The organism is Solirubrobacter ginsenosidimutans (assembly GCF_027587205.1).
The window spans coordinates 116,610-141,479 of record NZ_JAPDOD010000019.1 but is presented as its reverse complement, the minus strand read 5'-3'; the positions used below and the strand labels follow the sequence as shown (position 1 = coordinate 141,479).

General features: G+C 71.1%; 20 protein-coding genes. 9 read left to right on the top strand and 11 right to left on the bottom strand.

Annotated elements, in window-relative coordinates; genetic code table 11:
* The first annotated feature begins 66 nt into the window (after positions 1-66).
* The 3 genes from OM076_RS20215 (at position 67) to OM076_RS20205 (ending at position 2,737) form a co-directional block, all read left to right on the top strand.
* The gene (locus OM076_RS20215; protein ID WP_270041867.1) at positions 67-1,356 is read left to right on the top strand and encodes a LuxR C-terminal-related transcriptional regulator; all 1,290 of its coding nucleotides are present in this window, start codon (positions 67-69) and stop codon (positions 1,354-1,356) included.
* 3 nt (positions 1,357-1,359) lie between these two features.
* Positions 1,360-1,527, top strand: coding sequence for a hypothetical protein (locus OM076_RS20210; RefSeq protein ID WP_270041866.1), 168 nt, complete (start codon positions 1,360-1,362; stop codon positions 1,525-1,527).
* Between the two features lie 121 nt (positions 1,528-1,648).
* Positions 1,649-2,737, top strand: a complete 1,089-nt coding sequence (locus OM076_RS20205) for a PQQ-dependent sugar dehydrogenase family protein (RefSeq protein WP_270041865.1) — start codon at positions 1,649-1,651, stop codon at positions 2,735-2,737.
* A gap of 3 nt (positions 2,738-2,740) precedes the next feature.
* On the opposite strand, the gene OM076_RS20200 is transcribed toward OM076_RS20205, so the two are convergent.
* The gene (locus OM076_RS20200; protein WP_270041864.1) at positions 2,741-5,044 is read right to left on the bottom strand and encodes a sensor histidine kinase; all 2,304 of its coding nucleotides are present in this window, start codon (positions 5,042-5,044) and stop codon (positions 2,741-2,743) included.
* A gap of 83 nt (positions 5,045-5,127) precedes the next feature.
* On the opposite strand from OM076_RS20200, the gene OM076_RS20195 reads away from it, so the two are divergent.
* Positions 5,128-6,204, top strand: a complete 1,077-nt coding sequence (locus OM076_RS20195; protein WP_270041863.1) for a substrate-binding domain-containing protein — start codon at positions 5,128-5,130, stop codon at positions 6,202-6,204.
* A gap of 9 nt (positions 6,205-6,213) precedes the next feature.
* On the opposite strand, the gene OM076_RS20190 is transcribed toward OM076_RS20195, so the two are convergent.
* From OM076_RS20190 to OM076_RS20180, 3 genes are read right to left on the bottom strand one after another with little or no spacing between them, the layout of a single operon-like run.
* Entirely contained in the window at positions 6,214-9,306 is a 3,093-nt protein-coding gene (locus OM076_RS20190; RefSeq protein WP_270041862.1) for a GAF domain-containing protein, read from the bottom strand.
* A 43-nt stretch (positions 9,307-9,349) separates the two neighbouring features.
* Positions 9,350-9,619 carry a hypothetical protein gene (locus OM076_RS20185; protein WP_270041861.1) on the bottom strand — a complete coding sequence of 90 codons (270 nt, stop codon included), beginning with the start codon at positions 9,617-9,619 and terminating at the stop codon, positions 9,350-9,352.
* A 10-nt stretch (positions 9,620-9,629) separates the two neighbouring features.
* Entirely contained in the window at positions 9,630-12,380 is a 2,751-nt protein-coding gene (locus OM076_RS20180) for a winged helix-turn-helix domain-containing protein (RefSeq protein WP_270041860.1), read from the bottom strand.
* Between the two features lie 234 nt (positions 12,381-12,614).
* Between OM076_RS20180 and OM076_RS20175 the strand changes: the two genes are divergently transcribed.
* From OM076_RS20175 to OM076_RS20165, 3 genes are read left to right on the top strand one after another with little or no spacing between them, the layout of a single operon-like run.
* Positions 12,615-13,901: a helix-turn-helix transcriptional regulator gene (locus tag OM076_RS20175; protein WP_270041859.1), complete on the top strand. Its 1,287-nt coding sequence runs from the start codon at positions 12,615-12,617 to the stop codon at positions 13,899-13,901.
* The gene (locus tag OM076_RS20170) at positions 13,894-14,787 is read left to right on the top strand and encodes a sigma-70 family RNA polymerase sigma factor (protein WP_270041858.1); all 894 of its coding nucleotides are present in this window, start codon (positions 13,894-13,896) and stop codon (positions 14,785-14,787) included. Before OM076_RS20175 ends, OM076_RS20170 begins: the two co-directional genes overlap by 8 nt.
* A gap of 1 nt (position 14,788) precedes the next feature.
* Positions 14,789-15,478: a response regulator transcription factor gene (locus OM076_RS20165; RefSeq protein WP_270041857.1), complete on the top strand. Its 690-nt coding sequence runs from the start codon at positions 14,789-14,791 to the stop codon at positions 15,476-15,478.
* A 4-nt stretch (positions 15,479-15,482) separates the two neighbouring features.
* Here OM076_RS20165 and OM076_RS20160 read toward each other — a convergent pair whose 3' ends face one another.
* From OM076_RS20160 to OM076_RS20140, 5 genes are all read right to left on the bottom strand, one after another.
* The gene (locus tag OM076_RS20160; RefSeq protein ID WP_270041856.1) at positions 15,483-17,102 is read right to left on the bottom strand and encodes a bifunctional 3-(3-hydroxy-phenyl)propionate/3-hydroxycinnamic acid hydroxylase; all 1,620 of its coding nucleotides are present in this window, start codon (positions 17,100-17,102) and stop codon (positions 15,483-15,485) included.
* Positions 17,102-18,256: a DUF4331 family protein gene (locus tag OM076_RS20155; RefSeq protein ID WP_270041855.1), complete on the bottom strand. Its 1,155-nt coding sequence runs from the start codon at positions 18,254-18,256 to the stop codon at positions 17,102-17,104. Before OM076_RS20155 ends, OM076_RS20160 begins: the two co-directional genes overlap by 1 nt.
* Before the next feature lie 87 nt (positions 18,257-18,343).
* Positions 18,344-19,033: a hypothetical protein gene (locus OM076_RS20150; protein ID WP_270041854.1), complete on the bottom strand. Its 690-nt coding sequence runs from the start codon at positions 19,031-19,033 to the stop codon at positions 18,344-18,346.
* A gap of 123 nt (positions 19,034-19,156) precedes the next feature.
* Entirely contained in the window at positions 19,157-19,945 is a 789-nt protein-coding gene (locus OM076_RS20145) for an SDR family NAD(P)-dependent oxidoreductase (RefSeq protein ID WP_270041853.1), read from the bottom strand.
* Between the two features lie 2 nt (positions 19,946-19,947).
* The gene (locus OM076_RS20140) at positions 19,948-21,291 is read right to left on the bottom strand and encodes a Dyp-type peroxidase (RefSeq protein ID WP_270041852.1); all 1,344 of its coding nucleotides are present in this window, start codon (positions 21,289-21,291) and stop codon (positions 19,948-19,950) included.
* 268 nt (positions 21,292-21,559) lie between these two features.
* Between OM076_RS20140 and nicT the strand changes: the two genes are divergently transcribed.
* Positions 21,560-22,687, top strand: a complete 1,128-nt coding sequence (gene nicT, locus OM076_RS20135; RefSeq protein WP_270041851.1) for a Nickel transporter NicT — start codon at positions 21,560-21,562, stop codon at positions 22,685-22,687.
* Positions 22,688-22,791: 104 nt separating this feature from the next.
* Here the strand turns inward: nicT and OM076_RS20130 are convergent, their stop codons facing one another.
* Both OM076_RS20130 and OM076_RS20125 read right to left on the bottom strand, forming a co-directional pair.
* Entirely contained in the window at positions 22,792-23,034 is a 243-nt protein-coding gene (locus OM076_RS20130) for a hypothetical protein (RefSeq protein WP_270041850.1), read from the bottom strand.
* 380 nt (positions 23,035-23,414) lie between these two features.
* Positions 23,415-24,164 carry an IclR family transcriptional regulator gene (locus OM076_RS20125; RefSeq protein ID WP_270041849.1) on the bottom strand — a complete coding sequence of 250 codons (750 nt, stop codon included), beginning with the start codon at positions 24,162-24,164 and terminating at the stop codon, positions 23,415-23,417.
* A 136-nt stretch (positions 24,165-24,300) separates the two neighbouring features.
* Between OM076_RS20125 and OM076_RS20120 the strand changes: the two genes are divergently transcribed.
* Positions 24,301-24,858: a 2,4'-dihydroxyacetophenone dioxygenase family protein gene (locus tag OM076_RS20120; protein WP_270041848.1), complete on the top strand. Its 558-nt coding sequence runs from the start codon at positions 24,301-24,303 to the stop codon at positions 24,856-24,858.
* Positions 24,859-24,870 lie beyond the last annotated feature (12 nt).

Genomic DNA, 24,870 nt, shown 5'->3' with positions numbered 1-24,870 from the left:
TTCGGCTCGAGATCACGCAAACGATGCGATGGACCGCTCACGCGAACCGCTGGTTCAGTTCCTGCCATGGCCGACGAACCGACAACGCCGACGAACTTCGACGACCTTCCGGCGCTCGATGTCAGCGCTGAGCTCGCGGCCTGCAGGCTCGAGGAGAGCGCGTCGATCCTGCACCGCTGGCTGCGCCGGCGCTGCGAGCACGATGCGATCGCGGTCACTGTCAACGGCTCGGTGGCCGCGCTCTCGCTCTGGACGAGCGCGGCGTTCGCGGTGCCCACCGGCCTGGACTGGTCGGCGGCGACCGTGGCCAGCGCCCTCGCCCGGCCCGTTGTCGCCGCCAGCGGCGGCGCGGCCGCTTCGAGCGTGACGGTCCTCGTCGTCCCGACGGCGGATGGTGCGCCTGGCGGCGGGCGTCTGAAGGGCCCGCTCGCGGCGCTTGCGCGGGTAGTCGCCGCGCGCATCGGCTCCCTGCCGTCTGAGACCGACAGGGCGTCCGTGTCCGTGGCGCATGCGGTCGCCAGTGAACGCGACCGCGTCACGCGGGAGCTCACGGACCACTTCGCGCAGTACCTGCACACGATCCTCAACCGCCTCGGTGACCAGACGAGCGGCGACGCCTGCGCCCGCCTGCAGTCAGCGACGAGCGTCGCCTCACGCGCGCTCGTGGAGCTGCGCGAGCACCGCCGCCCCGTCTGGCGACAGGCACGCCGCGTCGACGACGCCTTCGGGGCGCTCGAGAGCCACCTCGGTGAGCTCGCTCGCTCGGCCGGCATCCAGCTCGACCGCGCGCTGCTCGCGCCGCAGGCGCAGATCCTTCCCAACCGCGTACTCGATGCGGCCGCCTCGATCACCCGCGCGGCCATGCTCAACATCATCGAGCATGCGGGGGCCGGGCGCGCCCGCATCAATTGGCACATCGACGCCGAGCGGCTCGCGGTCTCCGTCGTCGACGACGGCAGTGGCTTCGACCCTCAGCATGCCGCCCACGGCGGTCTCGATGCCATGCGCCGGCGCGCCGGGCTCCTCGGCGGATCGTTCGAGGTCGCATCCACTCCCTCCTGGGGCACGCGGATCCTCGCGAGCCTGCCCCTGCGCGCCGACTCGGCCGTGCCGGCCGACGAGTCGGCCAGCGCGCGGGTCGGGACCCTTCGCGACCGCGAGCTCGCGATCCTGCGGTTGCTGGCGGTCGGTCACCGCAACCGCGAGATCGCGGACGAGCTCTTCCTCAGCCCGCACACCGTCAAGTTCCACGTGGGCAACCTCTTCGAGAAGCTCGGCGTCCGAACCCGCGCCGAGGCGGCCGCGGTCGCCTTCGCCGCCGGACTCCAATCGGCCTCCGAGCCCGTCGCGGCCTGACGGATGCTCGAGGACGCCGTCGACTTCGTCTGCCCGCGCTGCGGGCTCAGCATCCGGCCGCGGGTCCGCTGGTTGACGGTCGAGCACTGCCCGCGCTGTATCGCGCTCGCCCGGATTCCCGTGCGGATGTCGACCGTACCCACCGGGTCGGCCCGCGCCCGCGAGAACTAGGTAGGTAGTGCCAGCCTTACCGGGCCGTCCGGCAATCCGGACGCAACCGTAAGGGCGGCCGGTATGGCGGCGCTCTGGTGACGCGGAGAGAGTCTGTCTCTATCCACGGAACCGAGGAGCCATGATTTCCTCCGCCCATATCGCGCTGAGCGACGGGCTGCGACGCGTGTCCGCGCTCGCCGTCGTCGCCACCGCCGTCGCCGCGTGCGGCGGCGGCCACGGCTCGTCGACACCGGCGGCCACGCCGCCAACGGACGGCGGCTCCACGTCCTCGGGCGGCGAAGCGGCAGCCCGTGGCGCCGGTACGCCCACCGTCGTCGCCGCCGTCCCGTTCCCGACGAACCTCACCTTCGACAGCCGCGGCGGCCTGTGGGTCAGCTCGGGCTCACGGGGTAAGAGCGCGTCGGACGGAATCTGGTACGTGCCCCGTCAGGGGCAACCGCGTCATGTCGCGGGCGGACTCACCGCGGCCCTCGGGCTGACGTGGGCCGGCAACCGGCTCTACGTGTCGCACATCACATCTGCCAGAAACGGCCGGGTGACGGTGCTCGCGGGCTTCACAGGCTCTGCGTTCCAGCGCCGGCGCACCGCCATCGACGGCATCCACGTCGGGGCGAACACCATGGGCTCGATCGTGCAAGGGCCCGACGGGCGCCTGTTCGTCAAGGCAGGAGCGGTGAGCGACAATGGTGGGCCGGCGGGACGCGTCCTCTCCTTCGCGCCCGGCGATCACAGCCCCGTCGTCGAGGCCAAGGGGCTGAACAGCGAGTACGGGCTCGCGTTCGCGGGCCGGCGCCTGCTCGTGACCGACACGGGACGCAACGACCTCGGCCCGTTCCGCCCGCGCGAAGAGCTCGACGCCTTCGACCCGGCTGGCCGCGTGGTCGACTTCGGGTACCCCGCGTGCTACGGGCAGGGCGGTCCCAAGTGCAAGGGCACGCGCGAGCCTATGGCGAGCTTCGCGCCCCATGCGGCCTCGACCGGGATCGCGGCGGCCGGCGACGTCGCGTACGTCGCCGAGAACGGCTCGGCGTTCGAGAAGAACCCGACCGGCAACGACGTCGTGCGCGTGGATCTGCGCACTGGCCGCCATACCGTGTTGTGGCGCTCTCCGGTCAAGCACGATCCGCTCGGCGCGGCGATCGGCCCGGACGGCGATCTGTATGTGACGCTCTACGTGAGCGGGAAGGTCGTGCGCTTCGGCCTGTGACGCTCAGCCGCGGACGGCGGGCTCGGCCGCACGCAGCGGGATCGCGATGTCCAGCCGCGTACCCGCGTCCGGGTGACTCACCACGGTGAGCGTGCCGCCCCACGCCTCGACACGGTCCTTGAGGCCCACCAGGCCCGAGCCGCGCGAGGGGTCGGCACCACCGATGCCGTCGTCGCTGATGCACAGCAGCAGCTCGCTGCCGCGTTCCTCGAGCGTCACCTGCACTCGCGTCGCCTGTGCGTGCTTGGCGACGTTCGTGAGCGCTTCGGAGACCACGTAGTACACCGTCACCTCGACGGGCTCGGGCAGGCGCCCATCGATGTGCGCCTCAAGGGTCACGGGCACGATCGAACGCTGGACGAGCGCCCGCAACGCCTTGACGAGGCCGCGATCGGTCAGGATCGCCGGATGGATGCCTCGCGCCAGCTCGCGGATCTCGGCGATCGCCTGTTCGGCGTGCGCAAGTCCTTCGCCTACCAGTTCCGCCGTCCGCCCATCGTCCTGTTCGAGCTTGCTCCGGGCGAGCTTCAGGGTCAGGATCGTGTGCACCAGCCGCTGCTGAGCGCCGTCGTGCAGGTCGCGCTCGATCCGCCGGCGCGTCTCGTCCGCCGTCTCGGCGATCCGGCGCCTCGACGCCGTCAGCTCGGCGCCGTTCTGCGCGTTGGCGATCGCCGTCGCCACGAGCTCGGTGAACTGCGCCATCCGTGCCTCTGTGGCGGGACGCACAGCGTCGGGTTGCTTGAACGCCGCGACGATGACGCCCCAGTTCCGGCCGGAGACGACGATCGGGGCGCTCACCGCAGAGGCCGCGCCTGCCTCGAGCAGGCACTCGGCGCGTTCGAAGGGCAGATGGGCGCCGACGTCCAGTTCGGGATCGGATGGGCCGTAACCCGCGACCACGGCCGCGCTGTCGCCGTGCTCGTAGCGCAGCAGCCGCGTCGCGTCGGCGGCGAGCAGCTGGCCCACCTCGCCCGCGACGGCCTCGAACAGCTCCGCGGGATCGTGGCCCTCGGCGACGAGGGTGGCGACACGCCGCAGCGCCGCCTGCTCCTCAGCCAGGATGCGGTTGTCCGTGACGTCGCGTGCCGCGGCGTAGATGAGGCCGCGCTCCGGGAGCGCGCGTGCCGACCACTGAAGCCAGCGGACGGCACCGTCGGAGCGCAGGAAGCGATTCACGAAGTGGCCGGGCTGCGCCCCGGTCTCGACCGCTTCGAGCGCGACCTGCATCGACGTGCGGTCGTCGGGGTGCACGAACTGCACCAGCCGGCGCGCGAGCAGCTCGCGGCCGGTATAGCCGAGCGTGGCCTCGAAGGCGGGGTTCACGCGCTTGAACCAGCCGTCGAGCCCCACCACGCACAGCAGATCGAGGGAGATGTCGAACACGTCGTCGACCAGGCGCTCGGCGCGGCGCCGGCGCACGATCGCGCGCCCGACGAGGTACGCGATCAGCGCGGTCGCCGGCAGCCAGAGCACGGCCACCCACGGCAGCGTCGCCTGCACCGCCGTGGCCGGCTCGGCATCGACGTCGACCCGCCAGCGGCGCGTCAGGGCCTCGAAGCCGGTCCCGGTCTCGGGCGTGCCGCGCAGTCCGCCTTCGAGTCGGCGCCCCTCGAGGCTGATCGCGACGCGGCGGACATCCTCGGTCAGCGAGAGCCCGAGCCAGCCCGTAGGCACGAACACCACGAGGAACCCCCTGCTTCCAGCGCCGCGACCGAAGCGCCCGCCCTGGACGACGAAGAACCCGCGGCGCCCGGCGAACGTGGCGATCGAGGTCGCGGTTCCCGCGAAGACCGACGTGGGGTCGCGGAGCGTGGCGGCGAGCGCCTGCAGCCCGGACAGGTCCGTGCCCCGGGGAAGCTGCACGCCCGTCACGAACGTTGCTGGGAGGAAGGCCTCGCTCCCCGCCGGCCCGCGCGCGCCGGGCAGCGTGATGATCCGGCTGCCGATCCGGCGCTCATACGCCTGGCGGTCGCGACGCGTGACTGCCTCGATCCACAGCGCCGTAGTCAGCCCGACCGCGGCCGTCGCGTTGCCCTCGAGCGTGGCGAAGCGCCGGCGGTCCGGCACGGGCTCGTCTTCGATCGCGCTGCCGAGCGCGACCGCGAAGGTGCGCGCACGGTCGAGCGCGCTGCGCACCTGCAGCCCCGTGCGCTCGGCGCGGCGCTCCGCGGCTCGGTGGCGGTCGGTGCCGGCCGCGCGCGTCGTCGCGACGCCGCCCGCAACGCTCAGGACAGCGACGACGGCCAACGGCGCGGCGATGCGAGCGGAGGCCGCCCGGTGAAACCGGCCGCGTTGCGCCGTGGGCATCCAGGCGATTATCCTCCCTCAGAGTTGCGCGGTTTAGGTGCACGCCTGAGATGCGACTGGGAAACGTTCGAGTTCTCGTCGCGTTGATCGCGCTCGCCACGGTCACCGGTTGCTTCGGGTCGAAGAGCCGCGGGCCGTCGGACCCGACGGTAGAGCAGGCGCAGAAGGGCGTGGAGCGCGCCACGACGTCGATCGCGGATTACCGCGGCCCGGCCACCGGTTCGCGCGCGCAGCGGCCAAGACTCGTGGTGTTCATCGCGGCCGACCTGACCAACGGGGGCGTCGCCGGCGTCGCGCGCGGCGTCCAGCAGGCGGCCCGCACGATCGGCTGGCCGTTGCGGATCCTCGATGGCCAAGCCAGCAAGGGCGGACACCGCAGCGCGCTGCGCACCGCGATCGATCTCAAGCCGGGGGGCATCATCCTCGGCGGCTTCGACGCGTCCGAGCAACGGAAGCTCATGCGGCGCGCGCATGAACACCACATCCCCGTTGTGGGCTGGCATGCCGGGACGCTCCCCGGGCCGGACCCGCGCAACCGCCTGTTCACGAACGTAACGACCGATCCCGACGAGGTGGCCCGGCTCGCAGTGCGCTACGTGATCGCCGACTCCGGCGGCAACGCGGGCGCCGTCATCTTCACCGACTCCGAGTTCGCCATCGCCATGAGGAAGGCGCGCGTGATGCGCGCGGAGCTGCGATCCTGCCGGCGCTGCGCAGAGCTGCAGACGGTCGACATGCCGATCGCCGAAGCCCAGGTGAACATGCCTACAGCCGTCACGGCATTCGTGCAGCACTATGGCGCCCGCTTCCGCTATCTGCTGGCGATCAACGGCGCGTACATCGCCGGAGCGCGGGCCGGGCTGGTCGGCGCCGGACGCCGACCCGGCGACCCGCCCTTCGGCGTCGCTGCCGGCGATGGCGACGCATCAGAGTTCGAGCGCATCCGCGCCGGGGACTACCAGCGAGCGTCGATCGCCGAGCCGCTGTACCTGCAGGGCTGGCAGCTCGTCGACGAGCTCAACCGCGCCCGGGCGGGGCAGCCCGCGTCGGCTTACGTCGCGCCGCCGCGGCTGATCACCAGAGACAATGTGCCGGACAGCAATGTCTTCGATCCTCCGGGCGGCTATCGCGCCAACTACGAGCGCATATGGGGCCGCTGACGCCGCGGGCTACTGCGGCAGCACCGCGGTGATACGAGTGCCGCCGGATCGCGGGCTGTCGATCGTCAGCCGGCCGCCGAGCGCCTCGATCCGGTCTGCGAGCCCTCGCAGCCCGCCGCCTTCAGGGCGCGCCCCTCCGGAGCCGTCGTCGCGGACCTCGACGTGCACGAGCGCGTCCTCCACCCAGACCCGCACCGACGCCTGCTCAGCGCCCGAGTGCTTGGCGATGTTCGTGAGCGCCTCGGCGACGAGAAAGTACGCGTTGGCTTCGATCTCCGGGCGAAACCGCTCGGCCGTCACGTCGAGGGTGACGGGTACGCGCACCCGGTCGATCAGCTCTTCGACCGCCGGCGCGAGTCCCGACCGGGCCAGGTCGGAGGGAAGGATGCCCTGGACCAGGTCGCGCAGCTCTCGATTGGCCCGCTGCGCCTGGTCGAGTGCTTCGGCCATCAGCTCCCGCGCCTGGACGCCGTCGTCATGGTCCTGCGCGCGCCGGGCCAGCCCGAGCGTGATGGTCGTCTGGACCAGGCGGCTCTGCGCCCCGTCGTGCAGGTCGCGGACGATCCGCCGCCGCGTCTCGTCCGCGCTGGTCACGAGCCTGGCCCGCGACGCCGTCAGCTCGGCCCGCGCCTCGGCATTCGCGATCGCCGTCGCGATCAGCTCCGTGAAGGCGGCGAGCTCATGCTCGATGTCCGGCGGAAGCACCGCCTCGTGGATCGACGCGACGATCATCGCGCCCCAGAGCCGTCCCTCCACCTCGATCGGGGCGCCGGCCGACGAGCGGGCGCCGCTGGCACGCGCGAGCTCGGTGACTTCGCTGGCCTCCTCGCCGAGGTGGTCGACGCGTCCGGGCTGCCTCGTCTCAAAGACAAGCGTCGAGACGTTGTGGCCTCCCACTCTCACCCGGGTGCCGAGCCATTCGGCCCCTCCCAGGGCGCTCCAGGCCCCGACGTACTCGATCGAGCCGTCCGGCAGGTACCGGCCGACCAGCGCAAGCTCGGCTGCCGGGAGGAGCGTCCCGACCTCCTCGGCGACGGCGGCGAACACGAGATCGGGTCCCGTCCCGCGCGCGACGAGCGTCGCGACCCGGCGTAGCGCCGCCTGCTCATCCGCCACGCGGCCCAGCGCCTCGCGCGCCTCCGCGTTGGCGATCGCTGTCGCCGCGAGATCGCCGAAGCTCGCGAGCCTGTGCTCCACATCGGCGGGCAGCGATTGCTCGCCGGCCGTGCCGACAGCCAGCGTCCCCCACAGCCGGCCGTTCACGGTGATCGGGACGCCGACCGCGCACCGGGTCTCGATCCGGCGCCCGGCGGCGGTCGGGTCCGTCTCCTCCTGGTACCGGTCGATCCTCGCCGGCCGTCCGCTCGCAAACACCAGAGCGGAGATGTTGTGGCCGCTCAGGCTCGTTCGCGCCCCCAGGATCGAGATACGGTCGCCGGTCCAGCTTCCGACGGCCTCGGCGACACCTTCCGGTAGGAACCGGACGACCGAGCTGGAGGCCGTGGCGAAGAGGCCGGCGACCTCCTTCGCGATCGCGGCGAACACCTCCTCGGGGGGCTCGCCGCGGGCCACTCGCGTGGCCACCCGCCGCAGCGTCGCCTGCTCGTCGGCGACGTGCCGCAGCGCTGCGCGCGCCTCGGCGTTGGCATATGCGGTGGCGAGCAGCTCCGTGAAGCTCGCGAGACGCTCCTCGGCGTCTGGCGGCAGCGGGCTGTCCGTCCGCGACGCGACGGCCATCACGCCGCGGATCTCGCCTTCGACGATGATCGGAACGCCCACGATCGCGCGCACGCCCCACGCGCGCCTCACCTCAGCGATCTCGCCCGTCGCCTCACCGTAGTCCTCGAACCGCACAGGGCGGCGCGTGTCATGGACGATCGTCGAGACGTTCCTGCCGCCGAGCGCCGTCGATCTCCCGGTCGCGTCGAAGTCGCCGTTCGCAGTCCATCCGGCCACGATCGTCTCCGTGGCGGCGTCGTAGCGGCCGAGAACGGCGAGGTCCACTCCCAGGAGGCGCCCCACCTCCCGGGTCACGCTGGCGAAGATCTCCTCCGGAGAGGTGGCGCGCGCCACGAGCGTCGCGACACGCCGTAGCGCCTCCTGCTCTCGGGCGAGCCGCTCGAGCGAGTCGCGGTAGCGGATCAGGCGCTCCTCGGCCTGCTTGCGCTCGGTGATGTCCTGCATCACGCCGAACATGCGCAGCGGCCGGCCGTCAGCGTCCCAGGTGATGTCCGCCTCGCTATGGACGTAGCGGATCTCTGCACCGGGGTGCAGCACGCGGTAGTCGACGTCGTAGCGCGGTCCTCCGGCGACCGCCCGCTCGTAGGCTTCGACCATGATCTTCCGGTCGTCGGGATGCAGCCGCTCGGCGAGCTGCGCGGGCGCCAGCGTGTGCGCGCCCGGCGAGAGCCCGAAGATCTCGTAGGTGCCCTGGGAGTAGTTGACCTCGAACGTCGCGACGTCGCGCTCCCAGTACCCCAGACGCGCGACATGTCCGGCCTGAGCGAGCTTGCGTGCGCTCTCGCGGACGTCCCGGTAGGCGATGAGGCTGGTGAGCGCGTCCGCGAGCCGGTGCCCGATCTCGACGAACAGACGCTCCTCCTCCGCAGTCCACGTGCGTGCGTGCGAGCACTGGTGCATACCGAATATCCAGGATGCGCCGACCTTGGGATAGATCGCCATCGCGAGGACCGCGCGCGGCGGCGTAACCCCCGCTCCAAGCGTGAGGGACGAGACGTGCTCCGGGGCGATCTGCACACTCCAGTCCGAGTCGAGCAAGCGCTCGGTCACGCTCGTCGCTTCCGGTGTGAACGGCTGCCGCACGCCGAGGTCGAGCCCGCCCGGATACTCCGGTCGCGTCCGCTCCATCACCGGCGTCCACGCTCCCGCGTGCAGTTCGAGCAGCCAGGCGCGATCCCCGGCAAGTACCTCGACGACCACACCAAGCGCCGCGTCGAGCGCCTCGCCGAGATCGCTCGTGCCTTGGAGCGAGCGGTGCAGCGCGTCGAGGCTCTCGAGGAACCAGAGGTACCCGCTGTCCTGGCGCTCCAGCAGCGACGGTACCCGTTCTCGCCCGGCGCCCGAGCTTCTCGGCGCACTCACGTTGTCGATCCTACGGCGTTCGGCGTCCACGCCCGCAACGGATTCAGTGATCCGACGCGCTCGCGAACTCGAGGCCGCGGACGTGGTCCGCGAACTCGCGCTCGAACTCGGGCCACCACGGCGGCGGCTCGCCGCCGCCGCCGTCCCGCGGTCTCGGAGGCTCCCGCCGCCCGCTTCCGCCGCCTCCGTCGTCGGAATCCGGCTGGGAATCGTCGGGCCCCTGGTAACGCGAGATGACGCGCAGGAGCACTCCGAACGCGCACCCGAGGACCAGCACGAGCGCGACCGTGGTCATGGCGTCGACGGCGAACATCTCGACCCGGTCATGCGGGCGCCAGGAGGCCGAGCTGGCGGGCGCGAGCCACCGCCTGCGTGCGGCTGTGGGCGTCGAGCTTGGCGTAGATGTGGCGCAGGTGCGTTCGGATCGTGTTCGGCGAGACGCAAAGCTCGGCGGCGATCTCCGGACCCCTGAGGTTGCCCGGCAGGTACCGCACGACTCGCAGCTCGGCGTCGCTGAGCGACTCGAGCAGCGGCACGACCTCCGGCCGCGGAGCGGCGCCCGCGAGCAGGTCCAGGATCTTCGAGAGCAGTGTGGCGTGAGCCGTGCGGTGACCGCCGTGGCGCTCGAGGAGCTCGCGCACCGGTGCGAGCGCGAACGGCAGCAGCATGCCCTCGGGCTCGGCCAACGAGAGCGCACGCTCAAGCGAGGCCTCGGCGGCGCGCACGTCGCCAAGGTCCCAGTGTGAGGCGGCGGCGAACAGCAGGCCCTCGATCGCCGCCGCCGGCGCGCACAGCGCCGGCGCCGAGCCGTCGAGCACCGGACCGAGCACGGCCAGCGCCTGTTCAGCACGATCCTCGGCGAGCTCGAGAGCCGCCGCTGCGATGCGGATCTCGGCCCGTTCGCGCGCATCGTCGCTCAGCTCCTCGAGCGCGGCGCGCACCCCGGCGGTCTCCCCCAGCTGCACTTGTGCCCGCAGCATCCGGCCGCGCACCTCAAGCGCATACGGGTGCGCCGTCACGAGGTGCGTCTGCAACCGCTGCGCCTCGCGCAGCGCGGTGAGCGCGTCGTCGACCCGGCCCTGTCCGAGCCGCAGGAGCGCCGTCGCGTGCTTGACGAGCAGCTCCACCCCCGGCGACCGCTCGCCCGCGAGGGCGCGCTCGAGCCACTGCTCGGCCTCGATCAGGCGGCCGAGCCAGACGAAGGTGCTGCCGCCAACCGCGTACGCCGCGGGGGGACTCGGGAGCGTGCCGTCCGTGCAGGTCTCGGCCACCGCGGCGGCCTGCTCGACCAGCGGACGGCCAACCGAGGCCGGCCGGCCCTCGAGCCCGCCGATGAGCGCGAGAAAGGACAGGCACGCGATCTCGATCGACGGGCGCGCGATCCGGCGGGCGAGATCGAGCGCCTGTTCGAGGTGCTCGCGCGCGTGCGCCAGGTCCAGCGACCACAGTTCAGCGACGCCGAGGTTGACGAGCGCAGCCGCCCGGTGTGTCTGGGCGCGCCGGAGCCCGCTCGGGAACTGGGCCTTCAACGCGGCTTCGACGGCGCGCGCAGCGACCGGCACCGCAGCGACGTCGCCGCGGGCGGAGGCGAGCCGAAGGGACATCCCGGCCAGCGTCAGGTCGAACGCGGCGCGCCGGTCGGCGGGCACCGTCGCCGCAAGGCGCCCGGCACTCGCGAGGTTGGCGGCGGTCTCCTCGTACAGACCGTCGGCGTAGAACGCGGTGGCGCCGGTGAGGGCGAGTTCCGCGTCGGTGTCAGCGGCGTGGGGCGGAAAGGCGGTCAGGAGCGCGCGAACCTCGTCGCCGCGCCCGTCGAGCGTCATGCCGAGCTGGTGGTCGGCGAGCACGCGCGAGGCGTAGGCCCAGTCGCCGGCGGCCTGCGCATGGCGAATCGCCTCGACCGCATCGCCGTGACGCTCAAACCAATGCGCGGCCGCGCGGTGTAGGGAGCCGACGACGGCGGGGTCCAGCCGCCGCAGCTCCAGCCGGAGAAAATCGGCGAACAGACGGTGGTAGCGGAACCACGAGCGCCCCACGTCGATCGCGGTCACGAACGCATTGGCCTCCTCCAGGTCGTGCAGGATGCGCAGGGATCCCGTGCGGCCGGTGAGCGCGTCGGCGAGCGGCCCGTTGACGCCGTCCAGCACCGCGGTACGCAGGAGCAGGTCGCGGACCTCCGGGGGCTGGCGGTCGAACACCTCCGCGTGCAGGAACCCCGCCACCGTGCGCTCGGCGCCGCAGAACTCGGCCGCGTAGCGGTCAGGATCGGGGTGTCCCGCCAGCCCGATCGTCGCCAGCCGCAGCCCGGCGGCCCAGCCTTGGGTGCGCTCGTGTAGCGCGGCTGTGGCGGCGTCCGAGAGCGCGCTGCCGCTGACCTTCAGCAGCTCGTGCGTCGCGGGCAGCGAGAAGCGCAGGTCCGAGCACCGAAGCTCGGTGAGTGTGCCGGCCAGCCGAAGGCGGTGCAGCCGCAGCCGGGGCGTGCCGCGCGAGAGCAGCACCACGCGCAGATGCGCGGGCGGATCCACGAGGAAGCGCTCGAGCGCGGCGAGGGCGTCGGCGGCCTGCAGCTCGTGGAGATCGTCGATGACCAGGACGGCGGGCTCGTCGATTCGCTGCATTGTGCGCAAGAGGCGCTCGATGAGCGCCTCGCCGCGCGGTTCGCCTCGAGCGCGGCCCCGGTCTCCCGCAGCGACCCCGTCGAGCGCATCGACCACGGAAGCCCAGAACCGCTGTCCGTCGCGCTCTTCGTGTGCGACGGTCGCCCACGCCGTACGCCCCGCCAGGCCCGCGTCCGCGACCCACGAGCGCACCAACCAGGTCTTCCCGCTCCCGGCCGGCGCCGACACGATCGTCACGCGGCCGGCTCGCGCGAGCCGTTCGAACAGGTCCCGCCTGGCGACGAGCGGCTCGTCGCCGCCGCTCCCCCACGCGCCGGCGGCCTCGGACGAGGCGTCGACGCCGGGGAACAGCGGCACGACCTCCGCGCCGCCGCCGGCTACCGCGGCTGAGGCTCCTCGGATCAGGCGGAGGTGTGGACTGCGTGTGTGCTGGCGGCTGCGAGGGAGGGCGTTCATGTGTGTTCGGGTCACCGATCGAAGAGGACCCAGCGAAGATCCCATGCCTCCCGAGCCTCGGACATACCGTTTTCCCTGAGCGGTGCGAACCGGTACAGGTCAACGCGATGTCGGGTCTGCCATACCCCGACCTCCGGCCGCCGTCCGCGTGCGGTCAGGAGCCGCGCCGATCACGCAGACGGTGCGATGGACGGTCACCCTCGGCGCTGGTGCAGTGCTGGCATGAGGGAAGCCTTGGCAGCGCGAGCCGGTGACTTCACGGCGCTTGCGGCGAGCGCGGAGCTGTCGTGCTGCGAGCTCGACACGAGCGCATCGGTCGTTCATCGCTGGCTGCGCCAGCACGCCCCCCACGACGCCGTCGCGGTCACCGCGAAGGGCTCGAGCGAGCCGCTCTCGCAGTGGAGTAGCCCGATGTTCGAGCTCCCCGCGGGGATCCGCTGGTCTTCGGCCGATTCCGTCCGGGCGCTTGCGCCCGGACGCCCGGTCGTGGCGACGAGCGGGGTGGCGGCCTCGTCGGGCGTCACGATTACGGTCGTCCTTCGACCGGGTCAATCGCCCCTGGCGCCCGGCACGGAGCGCGTGCTGCACGCCCTGGCCCGGGTCGTCGCCGCGCGTGCGGGCCGGACGCCACCGGCGACGGACACGGCGCCCCTATCGATCGCACACGCCATCGCCATCGAACGGGACCGGCTTACACGCGAGTTGACGGACCACTTCACGCAGCACCTGGAGACGATTCTCGGTCTTCTGCGCGACGACGCGGCATCCGACCACGCGGAGCGCCTCCATCGGGCCAAGGCCGGAGCGTCGCGCGCACTCGCCGACCTGCGCGAGCGACGGACGCTGTGGCAGCAGGCCCGACGGGTCGACGAGGCTTTCGCCCTGGTCGAGAGCGCGATCGGCCCGCTTGCCCGCACGGCCGGGGTCCAGCTCGAGTGCACGCTTGCCGGCCCGCCGCAGCGGGTGGTCGCCGACACCGTGCTCGAGGCCGCGTCGCGGATCACGCATGCCGGCCTCCTGAACGCGCTCGAACATGCGCACGCCACGCGCGTGCGCGTCGCGTGGTCGGTGACCGGCGACGAGCTCGCGGTCTCGGTCGTCGACGACGGTCGCGGCTTCGACGCGCGGCGCGTCGGGGGTGGCGGCCTGTCCGCGCTGCGCCGCCGCGCCGAGACGCTCAGCGGATCGCTGCACGTCGAGTCGGTGGCCGAGTGGGGCACGCACCTGCAAGCGCATCTGCGGCTGCACGCCGGCAGCGTCGCCGGCGTCGACGAGTCCGCGAGCGCACTCGTCAGGACCCTCGGCGACCGCGAGTTCGAGGTCCTGCGGCTGCTCGCCGTGGGTCACCGCAACCGCGAGATCGCTTCGGAGCTGACCCTCAGCATGCACACGGTCAAGTTTCACGTCGCGAAGATCCTCGAGAAGCTCGGCGTCCGGACGCGAGCCGAGGCCGCGGCCGTGGCCTTCGCCGCCGGCGTACATCCCCGCCCCCAACCCGCTCCGGTCGCAGCCGATGGCTGAGTCGCACGATGGGGACGGGCTCGGCCAGTTCCTGCGCCGCGCCGCATGCACGCGGCTGTTGACCGCCGCCGAGGAGCGCGACCTCGCCCGCCGCATCGAACGCGGCGACGCGCGCGCCAGGGAGCACATGATCGAGGCCAATCTCCTGCTCGTCGTATCCGTGGCCAAGCGCTATCGCCATCCCGGCATACCGCTCGCGGATCTGATCCAAGAGGGGACGATCGGCCTGATCCGCGCCGTGGAGAAGTTCGACCACCGGCGCGGAAACCGGTTCTCGACCTATGCCGTCTTCCTGATCCGCCAGTACGTGGCGCGCGCGGTGGCCGAGAAGTCGCGGCTCGTGCGCCTGCCGGCTGACGCCAACGCCCGCCTACGGCGCCTGCAGCGGCTCGAGCGCGATCTCCGGGCGCAGATCGGCCGAGCGCCGACGAGCGCGGAGCTCGCCGCGTCACTCGACATGACGCGAGCCGACGTCGAGCATCTGCGCCAAATCGCCGCCCCGGTCGCATCGCTCGACGAGCCCGCCGCCGACGGCGGCGCACCGCTGCGCGATGTGCTGCGGGACGCCAACGCTCACGATCCCTTCGAGGCCCTCGGCGACGGCCGATCGGTCCAGGCGCTGCTCGACGCGCTCTCGCCGCGACAGCGACAGGTGATCGTTCGCCGCTTCGGCCTGGGCGGGAGCGACGCGGCGTCTCCGGACGCGATCGCGCTCGCGCTCGGGATCACACGGGCGCGCGTGCAGCAACTCGAGAGCGAGGCACTCGAGCGGATGCACCGCCGGCTGCGTCCTCGTGACCTGCCGCCCGGCACCAGCCCGGCGCTGCGCCTGCAGGCCCTGCACGAGAGCCGCCGCGGCGGGCCGGACCGCGCCGAGGCGGCCTGAGTTGGAGCCCGTCGAGCGGCGTGTCCTGATCGTCGACGACGAGCCGCCGCTCGCCGAACTGCTGGCCCTCGGCCTGCGGGAGTTCGGGCTTACGCCCGGCGTGGCGCGTGATGGTCACGAGGCGCTCGCGGCGATCAGCGCCTTCCAGCCGGAGTTGCTCGTCGTCGATGCGCGGCTCAACCAGCTGTCGGGGCTCGAGGTCGTGCGGCGCGTGCGCGCGCTGCCAGGCCCGCGGATCGGCATCCTCGTCGCCGCCGGCGAAGCCGATCGGCTGAGTGGCTTCGCCGCCGGTGCCGACGACGAGATGCTCAAGCCGCTCGCGCTCGAGGAACTCGCCGCGCGACTGCGCGCGATCCACGCGCGCTGCCGCGCACCGTCTGAGACTCCGGAGCCGCCACTGTCCTACGGCGAGTTGACGATCGACATCGCCCGGCGGCGGGTCGAGGTCGCCGGGCGGGTGGTCGACGTGCGCCGGCGCGAGTTCGACCTCCTGCGGTTTCTGGCGCGCCACCCCGGCGAGGTCTTCACGCGCGACGAGCTGATCGCCCAGGTCTGGCGCGCCCCGGCCGGCGTGGACCCCTCCACCGTGACGGTGCATGTCCGCCGGCTGCGCCTGCGCCTCGAGCGCGACCCGTCACGGCCGCGGTGGCTCGAGACGGTTCACGGCGTGGGCTACCGATTCCGCCCCTGAGCGGTCAAGCGGCTCGCTCGAGTCCAGCCGCGCCGGTGGTGCGGCCACTCAGGGCGTGTCGAAGCGCGCGGACGAGCTCCGCGGCGCCCGCCGGCTGGTGCGCCGCGCCGAAGACGTAGGCGTCGGGGCGGATGAGCACCGCGGCCACGCGGTTCTCGTGCAGCCAGGCGGTGAGCGCGCCGTCGGCGTCCTTGACCCCGCGCGGGATCGACGGGTTCAGGGACACGACGACGCCGCCCAGCTCATCGGTCACGTAGGCGATCAGCTGAGGCTCGAGCACCTCGTCCGGGTCTCCCCCATCGATGAGCAACACGAACCCGCGGCCCACCACGTCATCGAAGCGGCCGGTCCTCCCGGCGACCTCCACGACGCCCTGGACCGCACGCTCCCCAGCCAGAAGAGCGATCGGCGACGGGGCGACGCAGCCGTCGCGGCCGATGCCCGGCATCACCCGCGCCGGTGGTTGGGCGCCGCTGCGGAACGCCCGGTCACGCGCGGCCGCATCGTTCGGGTCGAGCGTCGACGTGAGCATGCCCATCAGCATCGAGGCCCCGATCGAGGTCCGGTTCTGATAGCGGCGCTCGAGTGTGTAGCTGTCGAGCAGATCGTCGCCGGCGACGCCGCGCAGCACCAGGTCGAGCCGCCACGCGAGGCTGTCGGCGTCGCGCAGGCCGGCGCACAGACCCTCGCCCATGAACGGGGGCATGAGATGCGCCGAGTCGCCGGCCAGTAGGGCGCGGCCGGAGCGCATCGTCTCGGTCACGGCCGAGCCGAACTCGTAGACGGTCTGGCGCACCAGCTCGCCCTCGTCGGGCGTGAGGTGGTCCTCGATGAGGGCCCAGGCGAGCGCGGGATCGGAGGCGTAGGCCGCGCGATCGTCGCCGTCAAGGAGCATGAACTCCCAGCGCACGTAGCGGGTGCCGTTGTGCACGAAGATGTGGGGCCGGCGCGGATCGCCATACTCCGCCGCGACCGGCAGGTGGGCGACCGTTGCCATGTCGTGCGGCCGGACGTCCATCACCAGCCAGTCCTCGGAGAACCCGAGGTCGACCTGCCCGATGCCGGACGCGTCCCGCACGATGGAATGCGCGCCGTCAGCGCCGATGACATAGCGCGCGAGCACCGTCGCGGTCTCGTCGCTCGCCACCCAGTGGCCTGGCGTCGGCTCGGACCCGCGCCGGATCGTGAGCGCGACGCGATCGTCGTGCTGCACGACGCGCTCGCAGGCCCACCCGCGGCGCAGCTCGAGCGTCGGCTGCGAGCGCGCCGCGCGATCGAGGGCCCGCTCGAGCGCGGGCTGGTAGAAGAGGTAGTCGCGGCGCCAGCCCGAGGGGTGCGGAGACGACGTGTCGATCTCGACGGTCGGCTCACCGTCGGCCCCGATCCAGGCGACATGGTCGATCTCGCCGAGATCCTCGCGGAGCTCGTCCGCGATGCCGAGCCGCTGGAAGATCCGCATGGCCTCGCCGTCGAACCGGAACGCGCGCGGCAGCGCGTAGAGCTGCGTGTGCCGCTCGACCACGCAGACACGATGGCCGTGGCCCGCGAGCAGCGCGCTCAGCGCCTGCCCGACCGGGCCGTAGCCGACGATGGCGACGTCGGCTACGGTCGGTTCGAGGGTCATCAGGCCACGTGCTCCGGTGCGACCGGCACCGCCACGCCCGCCGGCGGATTCGGGTTCGGCGACGCGAAGTAGGGGAACGTGGTCGAGGCCGGCGACCACGGCGCGTCCACGCCGTCGCTGATCCGCGCGCCGTCGACGCCGCCGAGCATGAACGTGAACATCGTGTCCATCGCGTCGTCGTCGAGCCACCGGCCCCCGCACGTCTGGTGCGCACGGCCGGCCAGCGCAGCGTTCTCGATCTCGAAGTAGCTGTCGGTGGCGAACGGCTTGCTGACGTCCACCACCATGTAGTCGTCGAGCAGCAGATCGGTGAGGAGATGGCGCCCGTCAGGACCGAGCTCCCAATCCGTCTTGCCGTCCAGCCGATCGTAGACCGCGAGGTTGGCGTCGATCCGCGCCGCGTAGGCGGGACGGTAGTCGCCGCTCATGTGGAATGCGTCCTCGAGGTTGTAGAGGTCGCGCAGCTCGATCTCCAGGTTGACCTTGTCGAAGCCCTTCTGCGCCAGAAGGAAGTTCTTGATCTCCGGGCGGCCGAAGCGCTCGATGCGGATGGGGAGCGGGCCGGCGGCGATCGTCTCGGCGACGACGCCGAATAGCGGCCCGCGGCCGGCCTGGACCCACGGTCGCGTGTCGATTTCGACGACGATCCCAAGGAGGTTGAGGCCGGCCACGGCGTTCGTCCCGCGCTCGTTGAACTTGAGCTGTCCCGCCTGCACCGACTCGAGCCACGCCGACACGTCGAGGAAGAACGGGTCGGCCCGCTCGCCGGCGTAGACCCGCACGCCGTCGCCGCTCGCGCCCTGCGCATCGCCGACGACGAACCGGACGGTCTCGCCGGAGGGGGCCTTGCACCACCCGTCCTGCACCACGGTGCCGTTCGAGCCGGCGGGCCTGGGAGCGTCGAACCCGCAGTCGATCACGAGCTCCTCGGCCTCCGGCGCGAAGGGGAAGGATGCCCCCGAGATGGTGAGCGGCCGCAGCCGGAAGCGGCAGGTGATGGCCTCCGAGAAGTGTGCGCCGGGCGTGGCGGCGGGCTGCACGCCCATCGCCAGCACCAGGTGATCCGGCCGCTGCGGGCTGGGGAATACCCAGATGTCGGTGATGTCGCCCGCTGGGCCGGCGAGCGCCCGGGGCCCCGAGAAGTGATCAGACATTTGCTTCCTTTAGGTCAAGAGTCGACCGGCCGCCTGAGGCGGCCGGTCCATGTGAGTCGAGTGTGTGCGCCGAAACGGCCGCGACGGTTAGCTCGACAGGTACTCCGCGACGTCCTCGTACTGCCAGTCGTGCGCCGCATCGGGATTGATGACGGCGGCGCTGGGCACGGACGGAGACGGCTCGGCCAGCTCCTTGAGGTAGGCGTCGACCTTGGCCTCGAGGTCGCCGTCGCCCTTGGCGACCGCACGCTGGAACTTCAGCGCCTTCTCGTACCAGTCCGCGTTCTTGAAGATCTGGCTGTTGCTGAGGTTCGGGACGAAGTCGTAGCAGGCCAGGGTCTTGAGCTGACCGCGTGCGATGTACTCCACGACCTCGGCCGCCGTCGTATCGGGGCCGTCCGGGCACCCGACGCACTGGCCCCAGACCTTCAGCAGGTTGACCTTGCCGTTCAGGACGAAGTCGTCGAAGTACTTCGGCAGGCTGCCGTCGAACTGCGTGACGAAGAACAGGGACCAGCCATCGAAGTCCTGGGTCTTGGCCACGAACCAGCGCGCCGTGCGGATCAGCCCCAGCGCCGTGGTCGCCTCCGCGAAATTCGAGTCCGGCGGCGTCCAGCCGCCCGGCACCAATCCCGCCTGCAGCACCTCGAGGTCGGCGTCGGCCTTCAGCGGCCACATGCCGGTGAACTCCTTGACGGTGTTGCGCCCGGTCGTCTGCATGGTGAGGCCCGGGTAGCGCATTCCCCAGGCGTCGCCGCTCGAGCTGGGTCCAGCCACGTCGATTTGCGACACTAGTACTCCTTTGGTGGTGGGTTAACCGACGCTCCAATCGCGGCCGGTTCTTGCGAGTCGAGTTGTACGTCCGGACGGTGTGAAATCCCCTCGTCCGTCCGGTGTGATTCACTTACTGTGCAGGCCGGTCAGCAGCGCCGGATAGCCCCGAGTCAGCGAACCGCCATCGATGGCGATCGTGTGACCGGTGATCGAACCAGCTTCGTCCGACGCGAGGAAGACGGCGGCAGCAGCGATCTCTTGGGGTTTGACCGCCCGATTCGTCGGGATGATGCTCATGAAGAGCTCGCGCGTGGCCGGGTCATTCAGCTCATTGCGCGTCAACGGTGTCTCCACGAGCCCTGGCGCTATTCCGACGACACGGATACCGCGACCGCTGAGCTCCAGTGCGCCGCAGCGGGTCACCATGTCCACCCCGGCCTTCGCCGCGCAGTAGGCGACCTGCCCCTCGCCCGGCTGCTGTGCGTTGACCGACGAGATATTGATGATGACGCCGGGGCGGCCCTGCTCGAGCATCTGCCGGGCGCCGTGCTTGACGCCGTAGAAGACTCCGTCCAGACTCACCGCGTGGACCGACTTCCACTTCTCGGCCGGCAGCTCGGTGAGTGGTGAAATGAAGCCAAAGCCCGCGACGTTGACCACGATGTCCAGCGACCCGAACGCGTCACGCGCCGCACGCATCGCGCGTTCGACCTGACGCTCGTCCGAGACGTCCGCGATGCGCGCGATGGCATGATCGCCGAGCGCGTGCGCGGCGGCCTCGAGCCCGTCGGCATTGACGTCGCAGAGCACCACGCGCGCGCCGGCGGCGATGAACGCCGTCGCGATCGCGTTGCCGATCCCGGATGCGGCGCCTGTCACCACCGCGCCTCTTCCCTCCAACGGATTTGACCTCATGTTCAGAACCTCCGCTCGATCAAGCCGTCGAGCGCGTTCAGCCCCGGGACGAACAGGTATTCCCCGCCCTTGACGGTGACGAAAGTGGGGAGATCGAACACGAACGGTCGCTTGGCCCCGGGGACTGACAGCATCGAGCCTTCGCCGCCGACACCATTGAGCGGGTCCTGCTCGTCCGGATCGAGGCCGATGAACTCGCCGCCCTTCATCCACTCGTTCTGCACGAACTCGAACTGCCGTTCGATATCGGCGTTGATGAACATGTTGATCAGCCCGCGGTCGACGCCGTCGTCCTCAAGCGCCCCGTCCGGGAGCAGCGGGCCATACTCGACGCCGCGCCGGAGCAGCCGGTGCCGCCTCACCGCGGTCGCGTGTGTCAGCGGGGTGGCGCGCGGATTGCTGCGCCGCAGGTGCGCGCCAAGCGGACAGCGCAGGCCCGCGTCGTCGCCCTCATAGGTGAAGTCATTGCGACGCTCGGGATCCGCCGCGATCTCGGGATCGTCGGCGTCGGGCGAGAGATCCAGCGGACATCCGCTGCGCCAGCGACCGAGCAGCTTGGCGGCCACGAGCTCCTGGTGGTACTCCCCATCGGAGCCGTAGAGCGACCTCGCGGCCGTCACCAGGAAGCGCCGGAACGCGGCGACGTCTTGATAGAGCTTGCGGAAGACCAGATAGGTTCCGTTCAGTCTCAGCTCCAGCGGCTCGGGCGCCTGCGTACCCTCCGGGCCGACTTCGTCCTCGTAACCCAGCAGGAACTCGCCGGGCTTCACCGGACGCCACGTGTTGTCCGCCTCCAGCACCCCATCGCCGGGATAGTGCGGGGCAGGCCCTCCCTCGATCGCCGGCTGCGAGATCGGATCGGCATAACCGAAGTGCTGGCCCTCGGACCCGATCCCGTTCTCGTGCGCGAGCGCCTTCGTGTCCTGGACGAACCGGATCTCGATGCCGCCGACCGCCTCCAGCTCGGCGCGAAGGATCTGCATCGCCTCCTCGCGGCCCTTGTCTGAGTCGGTGCGAATCCAGGCCATCGCGTGGATGTCGGGGCCGCCGAGGCCGCCCTCCCAGTGTTCCGGCGCATGCGGCCCGACATCGCTGACCTCAGCTGCACGGCCTCGCATGCCGGCCCGGAACGCCTCGGGGAAGCTGTCCAGCGAACGCTGAGAGAGTCCGAGCGCCTTCAGCCCTTCGTAGGTGAAACCGATGTTAACCGTGAATTTTCTGGCCTGGTGCTCTTGTGAGCGCCCGTTGACGCGCTTGTACAGAGCTCGCAACCATGTGCGCGCGTTGGCGCCATCGTGGAATTTCAGGAAGATGTGGCGTCCGTACCTCATCAGGATCGGCTCCACGACGTTGTCCTGGATGTCGTGGAGGTGGTCCTTGAGGTCAGCGCCGGTCAGATTCCCCGAGGAAGTTGGGGCACTCATAAGGGTTGGATCTCCCGAGGTGGTGAGTCGACCGGCGCGCCATGCGCTGCCGGTCCTTGTGTCCCGAGTGTGCGCCCGGGCGGTGTGATCCACCGTCCCCCGTCCGGTGTGATTCGCCGCCGGCCTGCGCGAGGCGATCACACCGCCGGTGCGGTGCCTACTCACACCGGCCGGCGGGAGCGTGTTCGCAATGAAAGCGCTCTCGACCCTGACGATCTGCCGCTCACGCTGGGGGCGCATCAAAGCGTCGCTGACGCCGGCGGAGTGGCGGCGAGCGGCGGTGCTCGCCGCGATCGTCGTCGGCCTGCACGTCGTCGGCTTCTTCCTGCTGCTGGTCGTCGTGGTGCCGCACCACTACCGCGTCGGTGCCGGCGGCGTGTTCGGTCTCGGGGTGGGGATCACGGCCTACACGCTGGGCCTCCGCCACGCCTTCGATGCCGACCACATCGCCGCGATCGACAACACCACGCGCAAGCTCATGAACGAAGGCCAGCGACCGCTCAGCGTCGGGTTCTTCTTCTCGCTCGGGCACTCCTCGATCGTCTTCGCGCTCGGCGTGCTCGTCACCATCGGCGTACGCGGCCTCGACGGCGCGGTCGCGGACCGCAGCTCGACCCTCCACAAGGCCACCGGGCTCCTCGGACCTGTGGTCTCGGGCTCGTTCCTGTTGCTGATCGGGATCCTCAACCTCATCGTCCTGGTCAGCATCCTCGGAATCTTCCGCAGGATGCGCCACGGCCACTTCGACGAGGCTGAACTCGAGGAGCAGCTCAACCACCGCGGCGTCATGAACCGCTTCTACGGGCGCGCCACCCGCGCCGTGAAGAAGCCCTGGCACATGTACCCGCTGGGCTGCCTGTTCGGCCTGGGGTTCGACACCGCCACCGAGGTCGCGCTGCTCGTCCTCGCCGGCGGGGCCGCCGCCGGCGGCCTGCCCTTCTACGCGATCGTCTGCTTGCCGATCCTCTTCGCCGCGGGCATGTCGCTGTTCGACACCATCGACGGCGCCTTCATGAACTTCGCCTACGGCTGGGCGTTCGCCCAGCCGGTGCGCAAGATCTTCTTCAACCTCACGATCACGGGCCTGTCGGTCGCCGTCGCGCTGCTGATCGGCGGGCTGGAACTGCTCTCCGTGCTCGCCGACAAGCTCAAGCTGACCGGCGGCATCTGGGGCTTCGCGGCCAACCTCGACCTCAACGTCGTCGGCTACGCGATAGTCGGCCTCTTCCTCATCACCTGGATACTCGCGCTCGCCGTCTGGCGCTTCGCGCGTATCGAGGAACGCTGGAACGCCGCTGCCGCAGCAGCGTCGCGCTGACGGCCTGCGGGCGGCCGAGTTCGACGACTGGTTGCCGGCATGGCCGCGGCCGACGCATCGGGCGTCGCACCGCGGCCGTGCGGTGTCGGCCTCGGACGACGGGGTCAGTCCGTAGCGGGCGATGACGCCCCGCGTCCGCGGAGCCGGCCGGAGCTGCGCTGCGCCCGTGTGCCTATCCGGCCGAACGCGATGCTGAGCACGGTCACGATGCCCGCGACCCACACGGGCGCGTTGACGCCGAAGCCGATGCAGAACGCCACGCCCCCGAGCCAGGCGCTGAGGCCGGTGATGAGGCTGATGACGTTTTGGCGGCTGACCACGTTCCGTGGCTTGGATGCGGCTTGCATGGCTCTCCTTCGTTCGAGTGGCCACGCAGCATCGCCGCGCCCGGTGTGAGCGATCGTCACACCGACCGCACGACTCGGCCACGATCATCGAAGGCAGGTGACGACGAATCACCGGTCGCGGGCGGACGATCGTCTCGTCCCCCGCACCACACGAGGTAGAGAGATGAATCGCCGCTTCCAGTTTCCTCATGTCGTCGAGATCGTTCCGAACGGCGCGTTCCGGACCGGACGGCCCGTCGCCGGCCGGCGGTCGCAGCGCTCGCTCGTCGAAGCGTCGCTGCTGCGACGCCCGCAGCTCAACGAGCCCGAAGCGCATCTGAGACGTTAGGCGGCGACGACCGTGCACTCGGCGAGCGCGTCCGAGCGCCCGCGCGGCCCCCTTAGCCTGCTCGACGAAGGCCCAGGCCGTACCTGGGGCCGAGAGCGGCGACGGCGTTCCTGAGCTGTTCGCCGAGCTCGTCGAGTCGATCCGCCGCTTCGGGGCCGACGCCCGCGGTAATCGACGCGATCAGAGCGGCGTCCGCCGCCAGCAGGGGTGTCGCCACGGCGAACGCGTCCGCGAGCGTGACGCCGCGGTTGAAGGCCAGCCGGCGCGCACGGATCTCGGGGAGCTCGGCGAGGAACTGGCGCACCTCACCGGCCTGCTCGGGGCCGGCGAGGTCGAGGAGGCGGTACATCTCGTCGTCGGGGACGTTGGCGAGCAGGGTCTTGCCGGCGGCGCTCGTGTAGAGGGGGCGGCGGGCTTGGGCACGCGCGACGAACGTGAGGCTGGGTGACTCTTCGCCCACGTGGTCGACGAAGACGATGGCGTCCCCGACGCGTACCCCCACGAGGACGGTGCAACCGAGGGCCTCGGCGAGCTCGACCACGAACTGGTGATCGAGCGACAGCGCAGCCAGCTTGTTGGCGCGCCCGGCGAGGATGAACGGCCCTGGCCCGAGGTGGAACCGATGCTCCTCCTCGATGAGGTAACCGCGCGCGAGAAGCCCATTGGTGAGCTCCTGTACGGAGCTCTTCGCCGCGTTGAGGACGCCTGCCAGCTCCGCAAGGGTCACGCCGCGCGGGCTCAACGACACGGTGTCGAGGATCTGGACCACTCGGTCGACGGTGCGGTGCGGACGCGCGGGCATGTGGTCGACGCTAGCAACCAGCGGCGACGAGCCCGGATGGTCTTGACAAGCGACGACATGGCCACTACCTTGCCAGCAGCGTACGTATATCCGTTTTCTAATCCATATCTACGTATGCAGGAGAAAGGTTTCCACCATGACCGCAATCCCTTCCCCCGGCCCCAAGACCACCAGCAGCGGCGCCCCGCTGCCGCTCGTCGCGCAGCCCCAGGACGACCTGCTGACCGTCAACGTCAACGACATCCCGCTCCTCGAGGACGCCATCGCGCCCGGCATCCACATCAAGCCGCTGCGCCTGGATCCCGACCACGGGCAGGCGGTCCTCATGGCCACCATGGCGCCCGGCTGCGAGCTGCCGATCCACTACCACACCGGGACGGCCGAGGTGTACACGTTCAGTGGCCGCTGGGAGTACCGCGAGTACTCCGACCAGCCGCAGGTGGCGGGCTCCTATCTCTACGAGCCGGGCGGCTCGGTGCACACGTTCTTCTGCCCCGAGGACAACACCGAGGACACCGTCGTGCTGCTGTGGATGGAAGGCGCGCAGATCAACTTCGACGAGGACGGCAAGCTCGTCTCGATCAACGACGCCACCGCCATCCAGTACATCACCGAGAAGTTGTCCGTCGAGCAGGACACCGGCCCGGTTCCGTACATCTTCGCCGGCGGTGCCGCCGCTGTCGCCAACTCCTGACCTGGAAGGAGT

Coding starts and splice junctions, on each gene's coding strand:
- OM076_RS20215 (WP_270041867.1), top strand. CDS start 67: ATGGCCGACGAACCGACAACGCCGACGAACTTCGACGACCTTCCGGCG.
- OM076_RS20180 (WP_270041860.1), bottom strand. CDS start 12,380: ATGAACGCCCTCCCTCGCAGCCGCCAGCACACACGCAGTCCACACCTC.
- nicT (WP_270041851.1), top strand. CDS start 21,560: ATGAAAGCGCTCTCGACCCTGACGATCTGCCGCTCACGCTGGGGGCGC.
- OM076_RS20125 (WP_270041849.1), bottom strand. CDS start 24,164: ATGCCCGCGCGTCCGCACCGCACCGTCGACCGAGTGGTCCAGATCCTC.
- OM076_RS20120 (WP_270041848.1), top strand. CDS start 24,301: ATGACCGCAATCCCTTCCCCCGGCCCCAAGACCACCAGCAGCGGCGCC.
- OM076_RS20170 (WP_270041858.1), top strand. CDS start 13,894: ATGGCTGAGTCGCACGATGGGGACGGGCTCGGCCAGTTCCTGCGCCGC.
- OM076_RS20210 (WP_270041866.1), top strand. CDS start 1,360: ATGCTCGAGGACGCCGTCGACTTCGTCTGCCCGCGCTGCGGGCTCAGC.
- OM076_RS20155 (WP_270041855.1), bottom strand. CDS start 18,256: ATGTCTGATCACTTCTCGGGGCCCCGGGCGCTCGCCGGCCCAGCGGGC.
- OM076_RS20185 (WP_270041861.1), bottom strand. CDS start 9,619: ATGTTCGCCGTCGACGCCATGACCACGGTCGCGCTCGTGCTGGTCCTC.
- OM076_RS20130 (WP_270041850.1), bottom strand. CDS start 23,034: ATGCAAGCCGCATCCAAGCCACGGAACGTGGTCAGCCGCCAAAACGTC.
- OM076_RS20200 (WP_270041864.1), bottom strand. CDS start 5,044: ATGCCCACGGCGCAACGCGGCCGGTTTCACCGGGCGGCCTCCGCTCGC.
- OM076_RS20145 (WP_270041853.1), bottom strand. CDS start 19,945: ATGAGGTCAAATCCGTTGGAGGGAAGAGGCGCGGTGGTGACAGGCGCC.
- OM076_RS20160 (WP_270041856.1), bottom strand. CDS start 17,102: ATGACCCTCGAACCGACCGTAGCCGACGTCGCCATCGTCGGCTACGGC.
- OM076_RS20205 (WP_270041865.1), top strand. CDS start 1,649: ATGATTTCCTCCGCCCATATCGCGCTGAGCGACGGGCTGCGACGCGTG.